Here is an 18,386-nt window from a genome sequence, read left to right on the forward strand (position 1 = left end):
TATTCCTCTTAGCTCTTCACCAGCACGGGACCCGTGCCCTGCGGACGTTCGTTCTCCATGAGAATGCCGAGGCGCTTTGCCACTTCCGTGTAAGCCTCGAGCAGGCCGCCGAGATCCCTGCGGAAACGGTCCTTGTCGAGCTTCTCGTTCGACTTGATGTCCCAGAGGCGGCAGCTGTCCGGCGAGATCTCGTCGGCGACGATGATGCGCATCATCTCGTTCTCGAACAGGCGCCCGCACTCCATCTTGAAGTCGACGAGGCGGATGCCGATGCCGAGGAAAAGGCCGGTGAGGAAATCGTTGACGCGAATGGCGAGCGCCATGATGTCGTCGATCTCCTGGGGCGTGGCCCAGCCGAACGCGGTGATGTGCTCTTCCGACACCATGGGGTCGTTGAGCTGGTCGTTCTTGTAGTAGAACTCGATGATCGAACGGGGCAGCTGGGTGCCCTCCTCGATGCCGAGTCGTTGCGACAGCGAGCCGGCGGCAACGTTCCGCACCACCACTTCCAGCGGCACGATCTCGACCTCGCGAATCAACTGCTCGCGCATGTTGAGGCGGCGAATGAAGTGGGTCGGCACCCCGATGTCGTTGAGGTGCTGAAACAGGTACTCCGAGATCCGGTTGTTGAGGACACCCTTGCCCTCGATCACCTGATGCTTTTTCGCGTTGAACGCGGTGGCGTCGTCCTTGAAGTGCTGGATCAGGGTACCGGGCTCGGGACCTTCGTAAAGAACCTTTGCCTTGCCTTCATAAATGCGACGCCGACGGCTCATTGGGATGTACCGTGTTTTGTTGAAATCCATGTATTTGGTGTGCTCCGGTTACCAGGTTACGACCCACAGCGGAGCTGCCGTGAACGGCCGGGAACCCATCTATAACCCAAGGAAAACCTGAGGAAACAGAACGGGAACCAAGCCTTCAGGCAACCTATCCGATTGGCTGTCTCAGCACAATCGATCCGGCCCATCCGACGCTGACTTATACCGCCTTGCCTGCGGCTTTACGGCTCGTTGTTTCGCCGATCCTGCCCTTTATCTAGGCATGCGCAGGGCCCCTCGCAACGAGGGCTCCCGCGTTCACTAGCCCGTTCAGGAATCGGAAGACATATGAGCGAATTCAACAAGCGCGAAGAAGGGTTTGAGAAGAAGTTTGCTCTCGACGAGGAGCAGAAGTTCAGGGCGGAGGCCCGCCGCAACCGGCTGCTGGGGCTGTGGGCGGCCGAAAAGCTCGGAATCACGGGCGAAGACGCCGCCGCCTACGCCCGGGAGGTGGTCGCTGCCGATTTCGAGGAGGCCGGCGATGGCGACGTGCTGCGCAAGGTCATGGCCGATTTCGCCGCCGGGAACGTGGCCCTCACCGAACAGGCGATTCGGGCCAAGATGGCCGAGTTGATCGCGGTCGCGGCGGCCGAAGTGAAGGCCGGCAAGTAAGCTTAACGGCGAGCGGCGGGCTGCTCGTCCTCCCGGGCTTGCAGCCGGCCCCCGGCGGTGCCAAATGGGCGGCATGTCTCAGGATCACATCTCCAACGTCCTCGCCCAACGCTATGCCTCGCCCGCCATGCGCGCCATCTGGAGCGGCGAAGGCAAGGTCCGCCTCGAACGCGACTACTGGATCGCCGTGCTGAAAGGCCAGCGCGACCTCGGTATCCCGGTGCCAGATGGCGTGATCGAGGCTTATGAGCGCGTCAAGGACCAGGTCGACCTCGACTCCATCATGCGGCGCGAGCGCATCACCCGCCACGACGTCAAGGCCCGGATCGAGGAGTTCTGCGATCTCGCCGGTCACGAGCACCTGCACAAGGGCATGACCAGCCGCGACCTCACCGAGAACGTCGAGCAGCTCCAGGTCTATCGCGGGCTCCAGCTGATCGAGACCAAGAGCATCGCCGCCCTCATTCGCTTTGCCAAGCACGCCAAGCAATTCCGCGACATGCCGTTCACGGCGCGCACGCACAACGTCGCCGCACAGGTCACCACGCTCGGCAAGCGCATCGCCATGTTCGGCGAGGAGATGCTGGTGGCGCATCAGAGCCTCGTCAGCGTGCTCGACAGCTATCCCGCGCGCGGCCTGAAGGGCGCCGTCGGCACCAGGCTCGACCAGATCACGCTGTTCAACGGCGATGCCGGCAAGGCGCGCGCGCTCGAGAAGCAAATTCTCAAGCATCTCGGCCTGCCCAGGAGTTTTGACGCAGTCGGCCAGGTCTATCCGCGCAGCCTCGACTTCCGCGCCGTCAGCGTGCTGACCGAGCTCGCCAGCGGTCCAGGTAATTTCGCCAAGACGCTGCGCCTGATGGCGGGCCATGAGCTCGCCAGCGAAGGCTTTGCCAAGGGCCAGGTCGGTTCCTCCGCGATGCCGCACAAGATGAACAGCCGCTCCTGCGAGCGCATCAACGGCCTGCATGTGGTGCTGAAGGGCTATCTCGCGATGGCCGCAGGCCTTGCCGGCGACCAGTGGAACGAGGGCGACGTCTCCTGCTCCGTGGTCCGCCGCGTCATGCTGCCGGACGCCTTCCTCGCCATGGACGGCCTGCTCGAGACCCTGCTCTCGGTGCTCGACCAGATGGAAATTTTCGACGCCGTCGTCGCCACCGAGCTCAACCGCTATCTGCCCTTCCTGCTCACCACCACGGTGATGATGGAAGCGGTGAAGAAGGGCGCGGGCCGCGAAGGCGCGCATGAAGCGATCAAGGAGCACGCGGTCGCGGCCATCAGAGACCTGCGCACCGGCAAGATCGTGCAGAACGATCTGCTCAAGCGTCTCGCCGCCGACCAGCGCCTCGGCCTCGGCGAAGCCGAGCTCGCCCGCGTGCTCGAGCACGGCCGCGCCAATTCCGGCGACGCCGGCGCCCAGGTCGACTATTTCGCCGAGCAGGTCGACGCGCTGGCAAAGGCGAAGCCTGAAGCCGCCAAGTACACGCCGGGTGCGATTCTCTAGCGAATGGTGAGTAGCGAATGGTGAGTAGCGAATGGTTGGAGTCCACTCGCAATTCGCCACTCGCCCCCTCAACCCTCCTTGAACCCGTACTCCGGCACGTTGCCGCTGGCGCCGTAATATTTGTACGGCAGGAACTTGCCTGACATGGTGATCTTGACGCGGTCGCCCTTGGGGTTGGCGACGCGCTCGATGGCCATGTCGAAATCGATCGCCGACATGATGCCGTCGCCGAACTCTTCCTCGATCAGCGCCTTCCAGGCCGGACCGTTCACCATCACCATTTCGTAGAAGCGGTAGATCAAGGGATCGGTCGGCGGCATCGGCGTGCCGGTGCCGCGCATCGGCACCTCGTTGAGCATCGCGGTCTCGGCCTTCGACAGGCCGAACAGCTCGCCGGCATTGGCGGCCTGCGGCTTCGTCAACTTCATCTGGCCCATGATCGCGCCGACGATCAGCACCTCGGAATAACCGCCGATCTTTTCGCAGATGTGCTTCCAGCTCCAGCCCTTCTCGCGCTTGATGTCGAGCAGTTTTTCGGTGAGGTCTTCGCGTTTCATGTCGGTCTCCTTGTTAGGCGCTCAATCCGGGATTGGTCCCGGGTGTCCAGATCTGTCGTTGCTGCTCTTCACTGCCCGAGGCGAGCGTCAGTCCGGGCTTGCCGATCTGCACGGTCGGCACGTTGCGCGGATCGTGATCAGGCTGCTCGGCCACAAAGGTCTTGCTGCGCGTCACCAGGAAATCGATGATGTGGTTGCGCAGCACGTAATAGAGCGGATGGCGGTGCAGGTCGGTGCGGGCGCGATCCCTCGGCAACGGGTTCTCGACGACCTCGGCCAGCATTGCACCCGGGCCATTGGTCATCAGGAAAATCTTGTCGGCGAGATAGATCGCCTCGTCGACGTCGTGGGTGATCATGAATGCGGTCTGCCCGGTCTCCAGGCAAATCCGCCGCACCTCGTCCTGGAGCGTGCCGCGGGTCAGCGCATCGAGCGCCGAGAACGGCTCGTCCATCAGCATCATCTTCGGCGTGATCGACAGCGCCCGCGCGATGCCGACGCGCTGCTTCATGCCGCCGGAGAGTTCGGACGGTCGCTTGTGTTCCGAACCCGTCAGGCCGACGAGATCGATAAAGGTCTGGGCATGCGCCTTGACCTTGGCGCGGTCCCAGCTCCGCCATTTCGAGCTCACGGCATAGGCGACGTTGCCGAGCACGGTCCGCCACGGCAGCAGCGCGTGGCTCTGGAAGATCACGGCGCGGTCGAGGCTGGTGCCCGATATCGCCTGTCCATCGACGATGACGGCACCTTCGCTCGGCGCATCCAGGCCGGCGAGGATGTTGAGCACCGTGGTCTTGCCGCAGCCGGAATGGCCGATCACGCAAGCGAACTCGCCGCGCGCCATCGACAGCCAGAGATTTTCGAAGATCGTCGTCGTGGCACCGCCCGAGCCTGGATAGCGCTTCGCGATGCCTTCGATGGAGATGAATTTGTCAGTCACAGCCTACTCCGGAAACGTAACCATGCGCGTGAAGCGCGCGAGGATCTGGTCGAGCAGCATGCCGACGATTCCGATCAAGAAGATCGCGATGATCACGTTGGTGATCGAGAGATTGTTCCACTCGTTCCAGACGAAGTAACCGATGCCGGTGCCGCCGACGAGCATCTCGGCGGCGACAATGACGAGCCAGGCAATGCCGATCGAGATGCGCATGCCGGTCAGGATGGTCGGCGCCGCAGCGGGGAGGATCACCGTGAAGGCGCGCCTGATGGTGCCGACCTCGAGCGTTCGCGCCACGTTGATCCATTCCTTGCGCACGCTCGCGACACCGAAGACGGTGTTGAGCAGCATCGGCCAGATCGAGCAGATGAAGATGACGAAGATCGCGGAGATCGAGGAATCCTTGATGGTGTAGAGCGCAAGCGGCATCCAGGCGAGCGGCGAGATCGGCTTCAGCACCTGGATGAACGGGTCGAGTGCCCGGCTCAGCAGTGGCGACATGCCGATCAGGAATCCGAGCGGGATCGCGACCAGCACGGCAAGAAGGTACCCGGTGCCGACGCGCGCGATCGAATAGGCAAGCTGGATGCCGAGCCCCTTGTCGTTCGGCCCGTTGTCGTAGAACGGCCGCTTGAGGTGCTCCCACAGCTTGGCGCCGACGTCGAGCGGCCCGGGCATGGCCGACTTTCCTTGTGTCGCCGTCAGGCCCATCAGCTTGGCATATTCCGGGCTCATGGTCGCCACCGATGCGGTGGAGCGCGTGGCGAGATGCCAGATGCCGAGGAACGCGACGAGCAACACGATGGAGACAAGGCCGGCGCGGAGACGGAGGGAGGAGTTCATCTTGCAAGCCCTCTCCCCACGTCGTCCCGGCGAAGGCCGGGACCCATAACCACAGGGAGAGGTTTGGCGAAGACTAGACGTTCGGTACTCCTACCGCACAAAATTGATAGATCACGCGGTATGGGTCCCGGCCTTCGCCGGGACGACAGCGGAAAGATAGTGCGCATGATCACGATGCCTTCCTGATCTTGAAGCTCGCGACGTAATCCTCCGGCTTTTCCGGATCGAAATTCTTGCCCATCACCGCGAACGATTTGTAAGCGCTCCCCGGCGGCGTAAGCCCCATCTCGGTCATCAGCTTCTTGGTGTCGGTGGCCAGATACACCTGCTCGGCGACCGCCTTGTAGTCGACATCGCCCTTGATCTGGCCCCAGCGCTTCATCTGCGTCAGCATCCACACCGCGAAGGATTGCCAGGGGAAAGGATCGAAATCGACGCGCTTGGCGTCGGTCTTCACCCCGCCAAGACCATCGGCATAGGTGCCGGTCAAAACCTGTTCCAGCACCGTCACCGGCGCGTTGATGTAGTTGGCGGGTGCGATGGCTTCGGCGATCTGCTTGCGATTCTCCGCCTTCGACGCATAAGCGGTGGCATCGACGATGGCGCGCGTCAGGGCCGCAAAGCTGTTCGGCGCCGTCGTGATGAACTCGCGGCTGGCGGCAAAGCTGCAGCAGGGATGGCCGTCCCAGATCTCCTTCGACAGCAAATGCATGAAGCCGACACCGTCATAGATCGCGCGCTGGCAGACGTTGTCGGGCGCGAGGAAGCCGTCGATGTTGTCGGCGCGGAGGTTGGCGACCATCTCCGGCGGCGGCACCGAGCGAAGCTGCACGTCGGTATCAGGATCGAGCCCGTGCTCGGCGAGATAATAGCGCAACAGGTAATTGTGCATGGAATAGTCGAAGGGGATTGCGAACTTCAGACCCTTCCAGTCCTTCGGGTCGCGCTTGTCCTTGTGCTTGGTCGCGAGCACGATGCCCTGCCCGTTGATGTTCTCGATCGCGGGCACCGCAAAGGGAATGGCATTGGCACCAAGGCCGAGCGAGATCGCGATCGGCATCGGCGCCAGCATGTGTGCGGCGTCGTATTCCTTGTTGATGGTCTTGTCGCGGATCACGGCCCAGCCTGCGGTCTTGACCACCTCGACGTTGAGACCGTGCTTTGAATAGAAGCCGAGCGGCGCCGCCATGATGATGGGCGTCGCGCAGGTGATCGGGATGAAGCCGACCTTGAGGTCCTTCTTCTCGGGCGCACCGCTGTCGGCGAACACCTCCGTTGCGGTCTTCAGCGGGAAGAATTGCGCCAGTGCGGCAAGCGCGGTGGAGGCACCGACCGATTTCAGGAAGGCGCGCCGCGCCACATCCTGCGGAAACATCGCGCGCATCACGGCAGACGCAACGACGCCTTCGTAACGCTGCTGCTCGCTCTCGACCGGAGCACAGCGCGGCGTGGCGGCCTGCTCGTGCTCCGCCGCGGATCGGTGCTGGCCACAGGCACAACCGGCCCGAAGCTTGCGATCGGGATCAAACGGATTGTCGAAAATGGACATCGGACCTCCTGCGCGTCATTGCGAGCAAGAGTTCAGCAAGGAGCATGCCATGCCGTCAGCAGCGGCCAGCGCCTTGATAACGCGGCGATTTTCCGCTGACTTGGTCATTACGAAAACTCGTGATAAACGAGATTTCGTAGTGCAATTACGAGATTTCGCAATGGCAACGACGCCAATGCTCGCCCACGATGATGTGGCTCCAGCCATCGACCCACGCGTCGCAGCCTTCGAATCTTCGGTCGAAGCAACGCTGCTGGTCGATCCCTATGGCGACGAGATCATCGACGCCAATCCGGCCGCCTGCGCCCTGCTCGGCTATGACCGCGCGCTGCTGCGACAGACCAGGGCCAGCACCCTCCACGCCGGCGAGCTTCCGGCCCTTACCGTGTTCACCCAGGCCGTGCTGCACAAGGGCGCTTATTGGACCACGTCGCTCACCCCGCGCCATGCCACCGGGCAAACGCTCAGGCTCGAATATGCCGGCTGCCTGCTGCCCCATGACGGCCGCACGCTGCTGTTGCTGACGCTGACCGATCTCGAAGCGCGCCGCCGCCGCAACGTCGATGCCGCCGCCGAAGATCACATGCGCAGCGGCATCGCCACCTGGCAGCGGGTCGAGCGCGTGTTCCAGGACATCGAGCGCGAGAACCAGCTGATCCTGCGCGCCGCCGGCGAAGGCATCTATGGCGTCAACGCGGAAGGCAAGACCACCTTCGTGAACCCGGCGGCCGAGCGGATGCTGGGCTGGACTGCCGAGGAGCTGGTCGGCAAGGAGATCCATCCGATCGTCCACCACACCCATCACGACGGCCGGCACTATCACAACCATGATTGCCCGATCTATGCGGCGTTCCGCGACGGTGCCGTGCACCAGGTCGACGGCGAGGTATTCTGGCGCAAGGACGGCTCGCCCGCCTGGGTCGAATACACCTCGACGCCCATTCGCGACCGCGGCGTCGTCGTCGGCGCGGTCGTGGTGTTTCGCGACGTCAGCCAGCGCCGCGAGGCCGACGAGAAGCTGCATGCCGCGCTCACCGAAGTGGATCGCCTGCGCGAGCGGCTGGAGCTGGAGAACGCCTATCTCCAGGAAGAAATCCGCATCGAGACCAATCCGCGCGGCATCATCGGCCAAAGCGAGGCGATCCAGAAGACGCTGCGCCAGGTCAAGCTGGTGGCACCGACCACGGCCGCGGTGATGATCACCGGCGAGTCCGGCACCGGCAAGGAGCTGATCGCGCGCGCCATCCATGAGGATTCCACCCGCAGCGACCGGCCGCTGATCCGCGTCAACTGCGCCGCGATCCCGCGCGAATTGTTCGAGAGCGAATTCTTCGGCCATGTCCGCGGCGCCTTCACCGGCGCGACGCGCGACCGCATCGGTCGCTTCGAGCTCGCCGATGGCGGCACGCTGTTCCTCGACGAGGTCGGCGAGATCCCGCTGGAATTGCAGGGCAAGCTGCTGCGGGTGTTGCAGGAGGGAAATTTCGAGCGCGTCGGTCAGGAGCGCACGCGCACCGTCGACGTCCGCGTCATCGCCGCGACCAACCGCGATCTCAAGCAGGAGGTCCAGCGCGGCCGATTCCGCGAGGACCTCTATTTCCGCCTCAACGTGTTCCCGATCGAGACGGTGCCGTTGCGCGAACGGCGCGAGGACATTCCGCTGCTCGCCCAGCATTTTCTCAACCGCGAGGGCAAGGCGCTGAAGTCGAATTTGCGCCTGTCGGAGGGCGATGCGCGTCGGCTCGCCCGCTACGACTGGCCCGGCAATGTCCGCGAACTGCAGAACGTGATCGAGCGCGCCGCGATCCTGTCGCAGAACGGCCGCCTGCGCATCGATTTGCCTGATGCCTCGGGCACACAAGCCGCCACCGGCACCGCTCGCCAGAAGGCCGAGGCGCGGCCGGCCGTCATGACATCATCCGAAATGCGCGACCACGAGCGCGCCAACATTCTGGCCGCACTAGAGGCCTGCGCCGGAAAAGTGTTCGGCCCCGGCGGCGCGGCCGAGATGCTGGACATCAAGCCGACCACGCTGGCCTCGCGGATCAAGGCGCTGGGCATCACGCCTCGTCCGGCGAAGTGACGGCGCGTTCGTAGGGTGGATTACGCCTTCGGCTAATCCACCCTACGAACCGCTTGCTAACCAATCCGCCCTACGGGCTGCGCTTCGCGATGAAGGTGCCGTTCGGCTGGTGGTACACGAGTTCCTCGATCGCACCGGACGGGCCGCGGCGGAATTCGGTGCGATAGCCGTCGAGCTGGACGATGCCGAACGTCGCGCCCTGGTAGGGCCGCAACCGGTAGAGCGGCACGAACGGAATTTTCAGCGTCAGCTCGCCCTCGGCATCCTCGGTGACCACGTGGGTCTGATCGCCGCGAATATATTCGCCGACGCAGGCCGACCGGAACGCAGGGTCGATACATTCGCCGGCGGCGGCGCGCGTGAAGACGATGTCCGGCACCAGCGCCTCGAGCTGAGCCGAGAGGCTAGCAATGTTGCCGTCGCGGTCGGTCGCAAAGGTAATCACGAGATCGTCCGGATTGAGCTCTCCGAAAACGTAAGGCAGTTGGAACGAATCGTAGTGCCGGTGTGCGAGCTTCGCCTTGGTGCCGCGCCAGGCCCAATGCAGGCTGTCGCCGTCTTGGGTGATGACCACCCGGCCATAGGCCGGGTGCTCATAGGCGCCGCAAAAATCCGCGAGATCATGGCTGGGCTTCGTGTTCAGCTTGCGCGCCGTCGGCTTCGCCGCATCGTCGCTTTTCTGCTGCGCCAGCGCCTTGCGGCGCATGTCGCGCAGGCGGTCCAGCCAGGGCACGGGTTCGTTGCCGGCAAGATGATCGTGAACGCGGTTGATCAGGATGCTGGACACCGGGTTGGCGCCGGTGTTGGTGAAGACGGCGACGCCGGTGTTTCGCGCCGGCATGAGGCGCATCAGCGTGCTCCAGCCGAGCCAGCCGCCGGAATGTCCGACCACGCGCTCGCCGCGGTAGGTGGTGTTGTTGAAGCCCAGCCCGTAATGCGAATGGCCGAACTCCTCCCACTCGGCAGCGCTTGCGAAGACGAGCGGCGATTGCATCTCCCGGACCCGCGCGGAGGACAGCAGGCGCTCGCCGGCGAACTCGCCTTCGGCCAGCAAGAATTTCATCCAGTTGGCGAGGGCGGCAACCGAGGTGACGATGGCGCCGGCGCCCGTCGTGGTGATGGGGAAGAATTTGCTGCGCGAGCGCACGTCGCCGCGTTCCACCAGATAGGGAACGGCGGCGTCGGTGGCAGCGGCGTGCTCCTCGACCGAAAAGCCGACCGGCATCCGCAATTTGTCGGTCAGCCGGGTGCGGATGAAATCTTCATAGCTATGACCACTGATGCGCTCGACGACAAGGCCGGCGACATTGTAGGCGAGATTGTTGTATTGAAATTCGGTGCGGATGTCCCGGGCCGGCTCGAGGTGACGCAGCGCCGTCATCATCTCGCCACGCGAGAGATCGGCTGGAATCCAAATCCAGTCGTGGCGGGGCAGGCCGGAGTGATGGCTGAGCAGATCGCGCACGGTGACGCGCTCGGTCGCGATCGCGTCATGCAGGCGGAATTCGGGAATGACGTCGCGGACCGGTCTGGTCCAGTCGAGCCGTCCCTCGTCCACCAGCAGCGCCAACGCCGTGGCGGTGAACGTCTTGGTGATCGAGCAGATCAGGAACTGCGTCTCCGGCGTCGCGGGCAGCCCGGCCTCGACGTCGCGCTGGCCCCATGCCCTGAGCAGCACCGTCTCGCCGTCCTGCACGACGGCGAGCGTCACCGCCGGCACCTGCCACTCCGCCATCGCCTCCGCGGCCAGCGCGTCGAGCCCGGGGATGAGGGTTGTGATGCTCGTGTCGCGTTGGGCAGATCGACTGGACATGGCGCATTCTTTCTTCCGCTCGCCGCCGCAACCGCTGGATGACGACCCGTAATGTTACCAACCGTAGCATTAGCAACCGACCGATTGCAAGCTGTAGGCGAAACGACGCGAGTCATCGCTTCCGCCTTTGCTCTTCGAATTACGGCGGACAAGTCGTTCGAACACCATGAGAGATCGTGCCTGGCGGATCAGCGGCCCGCTCGAAGCGAGCTAATTTCCACATCCGCAGTGCCGTAGGGTGGGCAAAGCGGAGCGTGCCCACCATCTCTCTCCGACACAAAAAGTGGTGGGCACGGCGCAATACGCCTTTGCCCACCCTACGAGGCCTCGCCTGGCCTACGCACTCTGCTCCATCATCCCCTGCAGCCGCACCAACTCCGTCTCCAGATCCCGCTCCACATCCGCGGCCCGGATCTCCATCACGCGATAATCCCGCGCCTCCAGCCACGCCCGCCGCGACGCGCGATCAGCGGCAATTGTCTCGCCCTCGCCCGGATTGACCAGCTCGATCGCGATCCGGTGCGGGAATGATACGAAGTCCGGGATGTGGCGGCCAACCGGGGTCTGGCGCTTGAACTGGCCTGCAAAGCGACGGTCGCGCGTGAGCGCCTGCCACAGCAAACGTTCGGCATCCGTCGGGTTGCGCCGGAGCAGGCGTGCAAGGCCGCGCACGGTCGAGCCGCTGTCGGGCGCCCCGCCAGCCTGCCCGTGCTCGGCCAATAGCGCGCGCAGGCGCGTCGCCTGCTCGCCGTCGAGCACGCCGCCCTTGGCCGGGCCCTTGCGCCCTTCCGCGATCGCCATGACCACCCCGTGGAGCGTGTGCATGTCCTGCTTGGTCGGCTCCATGCGGGTGAAGATGTTGCGCAGGTTCACCAGCATGGTGTCGCGCTTCTCGGCCGGGCGCAGGAATTCGACCTTGTCGAGCTCGCGCACGAGATTGTCGAAGAAGGCCTGAATCTGGTGCTGCGAGGCGCGCTCGGAACGTTCAGGCATGCTGTGAGGCAGCTCGCCCGCCGTCATCAGCTTGAACCATTCATAGCCGACCAGCAGCACCGCCTGGGCGAGGTTGAGCGAGGCAAAGCCCGGATTGACCGGGAAGGTGATGATGTGGTTGGAGAGCCCGACCTCCTCGTTGGTCAGCCCCCAGCGTTCGCGGCCGAACAGGATACCGGCTTTGCCGCCGGTCGCGACATGCCGGGCGATCTCGCTGGCTGCCGCCTCCGGCCCGACCACGGGCTTGGCCTGGTCGTGCGGGCGCGCGGTGGTGGCGAACAAGAGGTCGAGGTCCGCAACCGCCTGCTCGACGGTGTCGAACAGTTCGACCTTTTCCAGGATGTGGTCGGCGCCGGCAGCTGCCCGCTGCGCGGCGATGTTGGGCCAGCCGTCACGTGGGTTGACGATGCGCAAGGCACCAAGCGCGAAATTGCCCATGGCGCGCGCGGCCATGCCGATGTTTTCACCGAGCTGCGGCTCGACCAGGATGACGATGGGACCGTCGAGGGAAAGGCCCGTCTTGCTCTTGTCTGTCCCCGACATCTGGCTTCGCTTTCACAACTGTCTCAAGGCCTTGGCAAGGCCCACTTAGGAAATGATTCAAGGCGGCTACCGGCCGGCCCGGGCGCTGCCCGCCTGTCGTTTGCCTGTCCTGATAAAATTCTCAAGGGAAATAACGGCTTGGATTCGACTTTTGAATCTCGCCTGAAACCTCACCCCACCCCGGGGCCCCGCTCCCCGTCTGTGGAAGCTGGATGGGCTAAAAGTGCATAATCGCTTGGCTTTCGCCCGCCGCGATCCAGTGCTAAGAGGCGGCGGATATTCACGTTGGCGCCAATGGCGCCGTTCCCAAGAGGGCTTCCCCGATCATGGCAAAAATCAAGGTATCCAATCCCGTCGTCGAGCTCGATGGCGACGAGATGACCCGGATCATCTGGCAGTACATCAAGGACAAGCTGATCAACCCGTTCCTGGATGTCGAGCTGCTCTATTTCGACCTGGGCATGGAGTACCGCGACAAGACCAACGATCAGGTGACCATCGACGCCGCCGAGGCGATCAAGAAGGTCGGCGTCGGCGTCAAGTGCGCCACCATCACCCCTGACGAGGCCCGGGTGAAGGAGTTTGGCCTCAAGCAGATGTGGAAGTCGCCGAACGGCACCATCCGCAACATCCTCGGCGGCGTGATCTTCCGCGAGCCGATCATCTGCAAGAACGTGCCGCGCCTGGTTCCGGGCTGGACCAAGCCGATCATCATCGGCCGCCACGCCTATGGCGACCAGTACCGCGCCACCGACATCAAATTCCCCGGCAAGGGCACGCTCTCGCTGAAGTTCGTCGGCGAGGACGGCACCGTGATCGAGAAGGAAGTGTTCAAGGCTCCGGGCGCCGGCGTCGCCATGGAGATGTACAACCTCGACGACAGCATCATCGACTTCGCCCGCGCCTCGTTCAACTATGGCCTCTTGCGCGGCTATCCGGTGTACCTGTCGACCAAGAACACCATCCTCAAGGTCTATGACGGCCGCTTCAAGGACATCTTCCAGGAGATCTTCGACAAGGAGTTCAAGAAGGAGTTCGACGCCAAGGGCCTGACCTACGAGCACCGCCTGATCGACGACATGGTGGCCTCGGCGCTGAAATGGTCCGGCGGCTATGTCTGGGCCTGTAAGAACTACGACGGCGACGTGCAGTCCGACACGGTCGCGCAGGGCTACGGCTCGCTCGGCCTGATGACCTCGGTGCTGCTCACCCCCGACGGCAAGACCGTCGAGGCCGAAGCCGCCCACGGCACCGTGACCCGCCACTACCGGGAGCACCAGAAGGGCAAGGAGACCTCGACCAACTCGATCGCCTCGATCTTCGCCTGGACGAGAGGCCTCGCCCACCGCGCCAAGCTCGACAACAACCCCGAGCTGGCGAAGTTCGCCTCGACGCTGGAGAAGGTCTGCGTCGACACCGTCGAGGAAGGCTACATGACCAAGGACCTCGCGCTGCTGGTCGGCGCCGACCAGCGCTGGCTCTCGACCACCGGCTTCCTCGACAAGGTCGCTGACAATCTGGTGAAGGCGCTGGCGGCGTAAGCTGCCCTGCGCATTATTTTCGCCCGATCGGGGTTAGACATCGTGATGGGCCGCGCGCAGGCGCGGCCCATTCGTTTTGGCACCATCGTGCGGAGGTCTCCCATGTCCATCACCAAGTTCGCCGTCCCCTGCCTGCTGCTCGCCGCCGTGGCCGGGCCGGCCTCCGCCGATCCCCTGCCCGAAGCCATCGCCGCCCCAGGCGAGAGCGTCGTGCTCAGCGCCCATGCCGAGGGCGCGCAGGTCTATGAGTGTAAGCCGGGTGCTGACGGCAAGCTCGCCTGGACCTTCCGCGAGCCGGTCGCGACACTGCTCTCCGAGGGCAAGACCATCGGCCGCCACTATGCCGGCCCGAACTGGGAGCTCGCCGACGGCAGCGCCGTGGTCGGCAAGGCCATCGGCAACGCGCCGGGCGCGACGGCTGCCGATATCCCCTGGCTGAAGCTGGAGGTCGCCTCCCGCCGCGGCAGCGGCGCGCTGACGCCGGTGACGACAGTCCAGCGCATCAACACCCATGGCGGCAAGCTCGACGGGTCCTGCGACAAGGCCGGCGAGTTCAGAAGCGCGCCCTACTCGGCCGACTACATTTTCCTGAAGAAAGGCTGACCGCTCAGCGGTCGGTGCGCTCGCGCTCGGCCTGCGCCAGCTCCGTCGCCGCGAGATCGCCGGTCTCCTCGAGCCGCGCTTTCGCGGTGGTGTGGACATGGGCGGCGAGCGTCGGCATGCGCTCGATCAGGGCGTGAAAATGCTGTGCGTCCAGCACCAGGAGCCGCGTCTTGCGCGTCGCGGTCACCGTGCCGCTGCGTTTTGTTTTGTGCAGCAGCGCGATCTCGCCGAAGAAGGTGCCGTCCGCGAGCCGCACCTGCTGGTTCGGCAGCGTGATCTCGACCTCGCCCGCAGTGATGAAATACATCGACGAGGCGGGATCCCCCCGTCGCACCAATATCTCGCCCTGCTCGATGGTGCGGGCGCGCAACAGCCGCATGATGTCGGCGATCTCGGCGGCCGACAGATGCGAGAACAGCGGCACCCGCGCCAGCATGCCCCAGGTGACGACGAAGTCGCGCCGCTTCACCTCTTCGGCAAAGGCGGTCGAGATGATCGCGACCGGCAGCGCGATCATGGCAAAACCCGAGATGATCGCGAACACCGAGACAAATTTTCCAAGCGCAGTCACCGGCACGACGTCGCCATAGCCGACGGTGCCGAGCGTCACGATCGCCCACCACATCGCATCCGGAATGGTGCCGAGCTTGGTCGGCTGCACGTCGCGCTCGATGGCATAAAGCAGCGAGGCGAAGGTCAGCACCACGCCGATCAGGATGACGACGCAGCCGATCAGCGCGCGCCGCTCGGCATGCACGGCCGCGAGCAGCGAGCGCATCGCCGGCGAATACCGTATCAGCTTGAAGAACGGCAGCACGCCAAGCGCGGCGAGCGTCGCGTGGCGCCCCATCACCAGCACGATAGCAGCGGGCAGGAACGCCATGAGGTCGATGATGCCGAGTGCCGAGAAGGCGTAGCCGAGCCGGTCTGACAGCGCCGAGCCCTTGCGCGGCGTGTGGCCCGCGACCGTCCACAGCCGCGCCGCATATTCCAGCGCGAACACGATCACGGCCAGAATCTTGATCGCCGAAAAGAGCGTGCCGTACCGCGCGTCCAGCTCCGGCACCGAGGCGAGGATCATCGCGACCACGTCGAGCACAATGACGCTGATGACCAGCTGGATGAAGCGCGATCCGACCGAATAGGCCAGGGGATCGTGCTCCAGCAATTCGTAGAGGCGATCCCTCAGGTTCGGATCGCGAAGCCCACGTCCTCGCGGAACGAGGCGCATGGCTTCACGCAGCCCCCATCGCTTTTTCGATCGCCGCGAGCGCCTCGGTCGTCTTGGCGCCGTCGGGGCCGCCGGCTTGCGCCATGTCGGGACGGCCGCCGCCGCCCTTGCCGCCGAGCGCCTCGGAGGCCACGCGCACGAGGTTCACCGCGTTGAAGCGCGCGGTGAGATCGGCGGTGACGCCGACCACGACGCCCGCCTTGCCGTCCTCGGTGAGGCCGACGATGGCGACCACGCCGGAGCCGATCTGCTTCTTGGCCTCGTCGGCGAGGCTCTTGAGATCCTTCATCTCGATGCCCTCCACCGCGCGCGCCATCAGCTTGACGCCGCCGACCTCATGCACGCCGGACGCTGCACCGCCACCGGCTGCCGCGCCGCCCCCCATCGCCAGCTTCTTGCGGACATCGGAGAGCTCGCGCTCGAGCTTCTTGCGCTCTTCCATCAGCGCGGTGATGCGCGCCGGAACGTCGTCAAGCGAGGTGCGCAGCTCATTCGCCGCGGTCTTCGCCAGCGCCATGGTGTCGTTGGCATGCTTGCGGGCGTAATTGCCGGTCAGCGCCTCGATGCGGCGCACACCGGAGGCGACCGCGCTCTCGCCGGTCAGCGTGATCAGGCCGATATCGCCGGTGCGCCGCACATGGGTGCCGCCGCAGAGCTCGACCGACCAGCCGAGCGCATTGGCGCCGCGCTCGCGCGCGGTCTTGCCCATCGAGACGACACGCACCTCGTCGCCATACTTCTCGCCGAACAGCGCACGCGCCCCGGCCTCGCGGGCCTCGTCCACGCCCATCACGCGCGTCGTGACCTCGTCGTTCTCAAGCACCACGTCGTTGGCGATGTCCTCGACGCGGGCAAGTTCTTCCGGCGTGATCGGCTTCGGATGCACGAAGTCGAAGCGCAAACGATCAGGCGCGACCATCGAGCCGCGCTGGGCGATGTGATCGCCGAGCACCTGGCGCAGCGCCTCGTGAATGAGATGCGTCGCCGAGTGATGCGCGCGGATCGACGAGCGCCGCGCATGATCCACCTCGAGCTGCAGCGCCGTGCCGACCTTCAGCTCGCCGCCCTCTACCGTGCCGACATGCACGAAGAAATCGCCGAGCTTCTTCTGCGTGTCGGTGACGCGGAATTTGATCCCGCCCTCGCCCGTGAGCACGCCGGTGTCGCCGACCTGGCCGCCCGATTCCGCGTAGAACGGCGTCTGGTTCAGCACGATCGCGCCCGTCTCGCCAGCCTTGAGGCTGGCAACTTCAGCGCCGTCCTTCACCAGCGCCGAGACCACGCCTTCCGCGCTCTCGGTCTCGTAGCCCAGAAATTCGGTCGCCCCGAGCTTCTCGCGCAGCGGGAACCAGATCGCCTCGCTCGCCGCCTCGCCCGATCCCTTCCAGGATTCGCGCGCCTTGGCCTTCTGCCGCTCCATCGCGTCGGTGAACGCGGCCTGGTCGACGCCGATGCCGCGCGACTTCAGCGCGTCCTGCGTCAGGTCCAGCGGGAAACCATAGGTGTCGTACAGCGTGAAGGCGACGTCGCCGTCGAACATGTCGCCCTTCTTCAAGGACGCGCTCTTCTCGTCCAGAATCGCCAAGCCGCGCGAAAGCGTCTTGCGGAAGCGCGTCTCTTCCAGCCGCAGCGTTTCCTCGATCAAATTCTCCGCCCGCATCAAATCAGGATAGGCTTGGCCCATCTCGCGGACCAGCGCCCAGACCAGCCGATGCATCAGCGGCTCTTTCGCGCCCAGAAGCTGCGCATGGCGCATGGCACGGCGCATGATCCGGCGCAGCACATAGCCGCGGCCTTCATTGGACGGCAGCACGCCATCGGCGACCAGGAAGGCGGAAGAGCGCAAATGGTCGGCGATGACGCGGAACGAGGCCGCGTTCTGCTCGGTCGGCCCGCTGCCCAGCGCCGACGACGTCGCGTCGATCAGATGGCGGAACAAATCGGTCTCGAACACGCTGTCGACGCCCTGCAGGATGCAGGCCATGCGCTCCAGGCCCATACCGGTGTCGATCGAGGGGCGCGGCAGATTCACGCGCTCCTCCTTCGTCACCTGCTCATATTGCATGAACACCAGGTTCCAGAATTCGAGGAAGCGGTCGCCATCCTCTTCCGGCGAGCCGGGAGGGCCGCCCCAGATATGGTCGCCGCGGTCGATGAAGATTTCCGAGCACGGGCCGCAGGGGCCGGTGTCGCCCATCGCCCAGAAATTGTCCGAGGTCGGGATGCGGATGATGCGGTCGTCGGAGAAGCCGGCGATCTTCTTCCACAGCCCGTGCGCCTCGTCGTCGGTGTGGTAGACGGTGACGAGCAGCTTGTCCTTCTTCAGGCCGAAATCCTCAGTGATGAGCTTCCAGGCCAGCTCGATCGCGCGCTCCTTGAAATAGTCGCCGAACGAAAAGTTGCCGAGCATCTCGAAGAAGGTGAGATGGCGTGCGGTATAGCCGACATTGTCGAGGTCGTTGTGCTTGCCGCCGGCGCGCACGCATTTCTGCGACGTGGTGGCGCGCTGGTAAGGCCGCTTCTCGACGCCGGTGAAGACGTTCTTGAACTGCACCATGCCGGCATTGGTGAACATCAACGTCGGATCGTTGCGCGGCACCAATGGCGAGGACGACACGATCTCGTGGCCGTTCTCGGCAAAGAAGTTCAGAAAGGTCGACCTGATCTCGTTGACGCCGCTCATGTTCATCCAATCGGGTGTGCTGGAGCATGATCCGGAAAAGTGTGAAGGGGTTTTCCGGAAAGATCATGCT

The 18,386-nt window shown here is 64.5% G+C and carries 14 protein-coding genes; 5 read left to right on the forward strand and 9 right to left on the reverse strand.

Annotated features, from left to right (window positions below):
* Window positions 1-8: 8 nt before the first annotated feature.
* Window positions 9-776, reverse strand: coding sequence for a phosphoribosylaminoimidazolesuccinocarboxamide synthase (gene purC / locus XH80_RS01830; protein ID WP_172782948.1), 768 nt, complete (start codon window positions 774-776; stop codon window positions 9-11).
* 333 nt (window positions 777-1,109) lie between these two features.
* Here purC and XH80_RS01835 point away from each other — a divergent pair, with 333 nt between their 5' ends.
* Together XH80_RS01835 and purB are read left to right on the forward strand one after the other, a co-directional pair.
* On the forward strand, window positions 1,110-1,433 hold the full coding sequence (locus tag XH80_RS01835) for a DUF1476 domain-containing protein (protein WP_271597082.1): 324 nt from the start codon (window positions 1,110-1,112) through the stop codon (window positions 1,431-1,433).
* Window positions 1,434-1,497: 64 nt separating this feature from the next.
* Window positions 1,498-2,937 carry an adenylosuccinate lyase gene (gene purB / locus XH80_RS01840; protein WP_271597083.1) on the forward strand — a complete coding sequence of 480 codons (1,440 nt, stop codon included), beginning with the start codon at window positions 1,498-1,500 and terminating at the stop codon, window positions 2,935-2,937.
* Between the two features lie 68 nt (window positions 2,938-3,005).
* Here purB and cynS read toward each other — a convergent pair whose 3' ends face one another.
* From cynS to XH80_RS01860, 4 genes are all read right to left on the reverse strand, one after another.
* Entirely contained in the window at window positions 3,006-3,494 is a 489-nt protein-coding gene (cynS, locus tag XH80_RS01845; RefSeq protein WP_183240316.1) for a cyanase, read from the reverse strand.
* A 13-nt stretch (window positions 3,495-3,507) separates the two neighbouring features.
* Complete coding sequence (locus tag XH80_RS01850; protein WP_271597084.1) at window positions 3,508-4,434, reverse strand: ABC transporter ATP-binding protein; 927 nt, start codon at window positions 4,432-4,434, stop codon at window positions 3,508-3,510.
* A gap of 3 nt (window positions 4,435-4,437) precedes the next feature.
* A complete protein-coding gene (gene ntrB, locus XH80_RS01855; protein ID WP_271597085.1) occupies window positions 4,438-5,277 on the reverse strand; it encodes a nitrate ABC transporter permease in 840 nt (279 codons plus the stop codon).
* A gap of 169 nt (window positions 5,278-5,446) precedes the next feature.
* A complete protein-coding gene (locus tag XH80_RS01860; RefSeq protein WP_271597086.1) occupies window positions 5,447-6,826 on the reverse strand; it encodes a CmpA/NrtA family ABC transporter substrate-binding protein in 1,380 nt (459 codons plus the stop codon).
* Window positions 6,827-6,986: 160 nt separating this feature from the next.
* Here XH80_RS01860 and XH80_RS01865 point away from each other — a divergent pair, with 160 nt between their 5' ends.
* Window positions 6,987-8,909 (forward strand): sigma 54-interacting transcriptional regulator, encoded by a 1,923-nt coding sequence (locus tag XH80_RS01865; RefSeq protein WP_271597087.1) that lies wholly within the window; start codon window positions 6,987-6,989, stop codon window positions 8,907-8,909.
* Between the two features lie 70 nt (window positions 8,910-8,979).
* Here the strand turns inward: XH80_RS01865 and XH80_RS01870 are convergent, their stop codons facing one another.
* Together XH80_RS01870 and XH80_RS01875 are read right to left on the reverse strand one after the other, a co-directional pair.
* A complete protein-coding gene (locus tag XH80_RS01870; RefSeq protein WP_271597088.1) occupies window positions 8,980-10,722 on the reverse strand; it encodes a serine hydrolase in 1,743 nt (580 codons plus the stop codon).
* Between the two features lie 336 nt (window positions 10,723-11,058).
* On the reverse strand, window positions 11,059-12,258 hold the full coding sequence (locus XH80_RS01875; RefSeq protein ID WP_271597089.1) for a TrmJ/YjtD family RNA methyltransferase: 1,200 nt from the start codon (window positions 12,256-12,258) through the stop codon (window positions 11,059-11,061).
* A 326-nt stretch (window positions 12,259-12,584) separates the two neighbouring features.
* Here XH80_RS01875 and XH80_RS01880 point away from each other — a divergent pair, with 326 nt between their 5' ends.
* Together XH80_RS01880 and XH80_RS01885 are read left to right on the forward strand one after the other, a co-directional pair.
* On the forward strand, window positions 12,585-13,799 hold the full coding sequence (locus XH80_RS01880) for an NADP-dependent isocitrate dehydrogenase (protein ID WP_057747340.1): 1,215 nt from the start codon (window positions 12,585-12,587) through the stop codon (window positions 13,797-13,799).
* 102 nt (window positions 13,800-13,901) lie between these two features.
* Complete coding sequence (locus tag XH80_RS01885; protein ID WP_271597090.1) at window positions 13,902-14,402, forward strand: DUF3455 domain-containing protein; 501 nt, start codon at window positions 13,902-13,904, stop codon at window positions 14,400-14,402.
* A 4-nt stretch (window positions 14,403-14,406) separates the two neighbouring features.
* Here XH80_RS01885 and XH80_RS01890 read toward each other — a convergent pair whose 3' ends face one another.
* Window positions 14,407-15,633: a cyclic nucleotide-gated ion channel gene (locus XH80_RS01890; protein ID WP_271597091.1), complete on the reverse strand. Its 1,227-nt coding sequence runs from the start codon at window positions 15,631-15,633 to the stop codon at window positions 14,407-14,409.
* 4 nt (window positions 15,634-15,637) lie between these two features.
* The gene (gene alaS, locus XH80_RS01895) at window positions 15,638-18,316 is read right to left on the reverse strand and encodes an alanine--tRNA ligase (RefSeq protein ID WP_271597092.1); all 2,679 of its coding nucleotides are present in this window, start codon (window positions 18,314-18,316) and stop codon (window positions 15,638-15,640) included.
* Window positions 18,317-18,386 lie beyond the last annotated feature (70 nt).

The organism is Bradyrhizobium sp. CCBAU 45384 (genome assembly GCF_028128665.1).
GTDB classification, from domain to species: Bacteria; Pseudomonadota; Alphaproteobacteria; order Rhizobiales; family Xanthobacteraceae; genus Bradyrhizobium; species Bradyrhizobium manausense.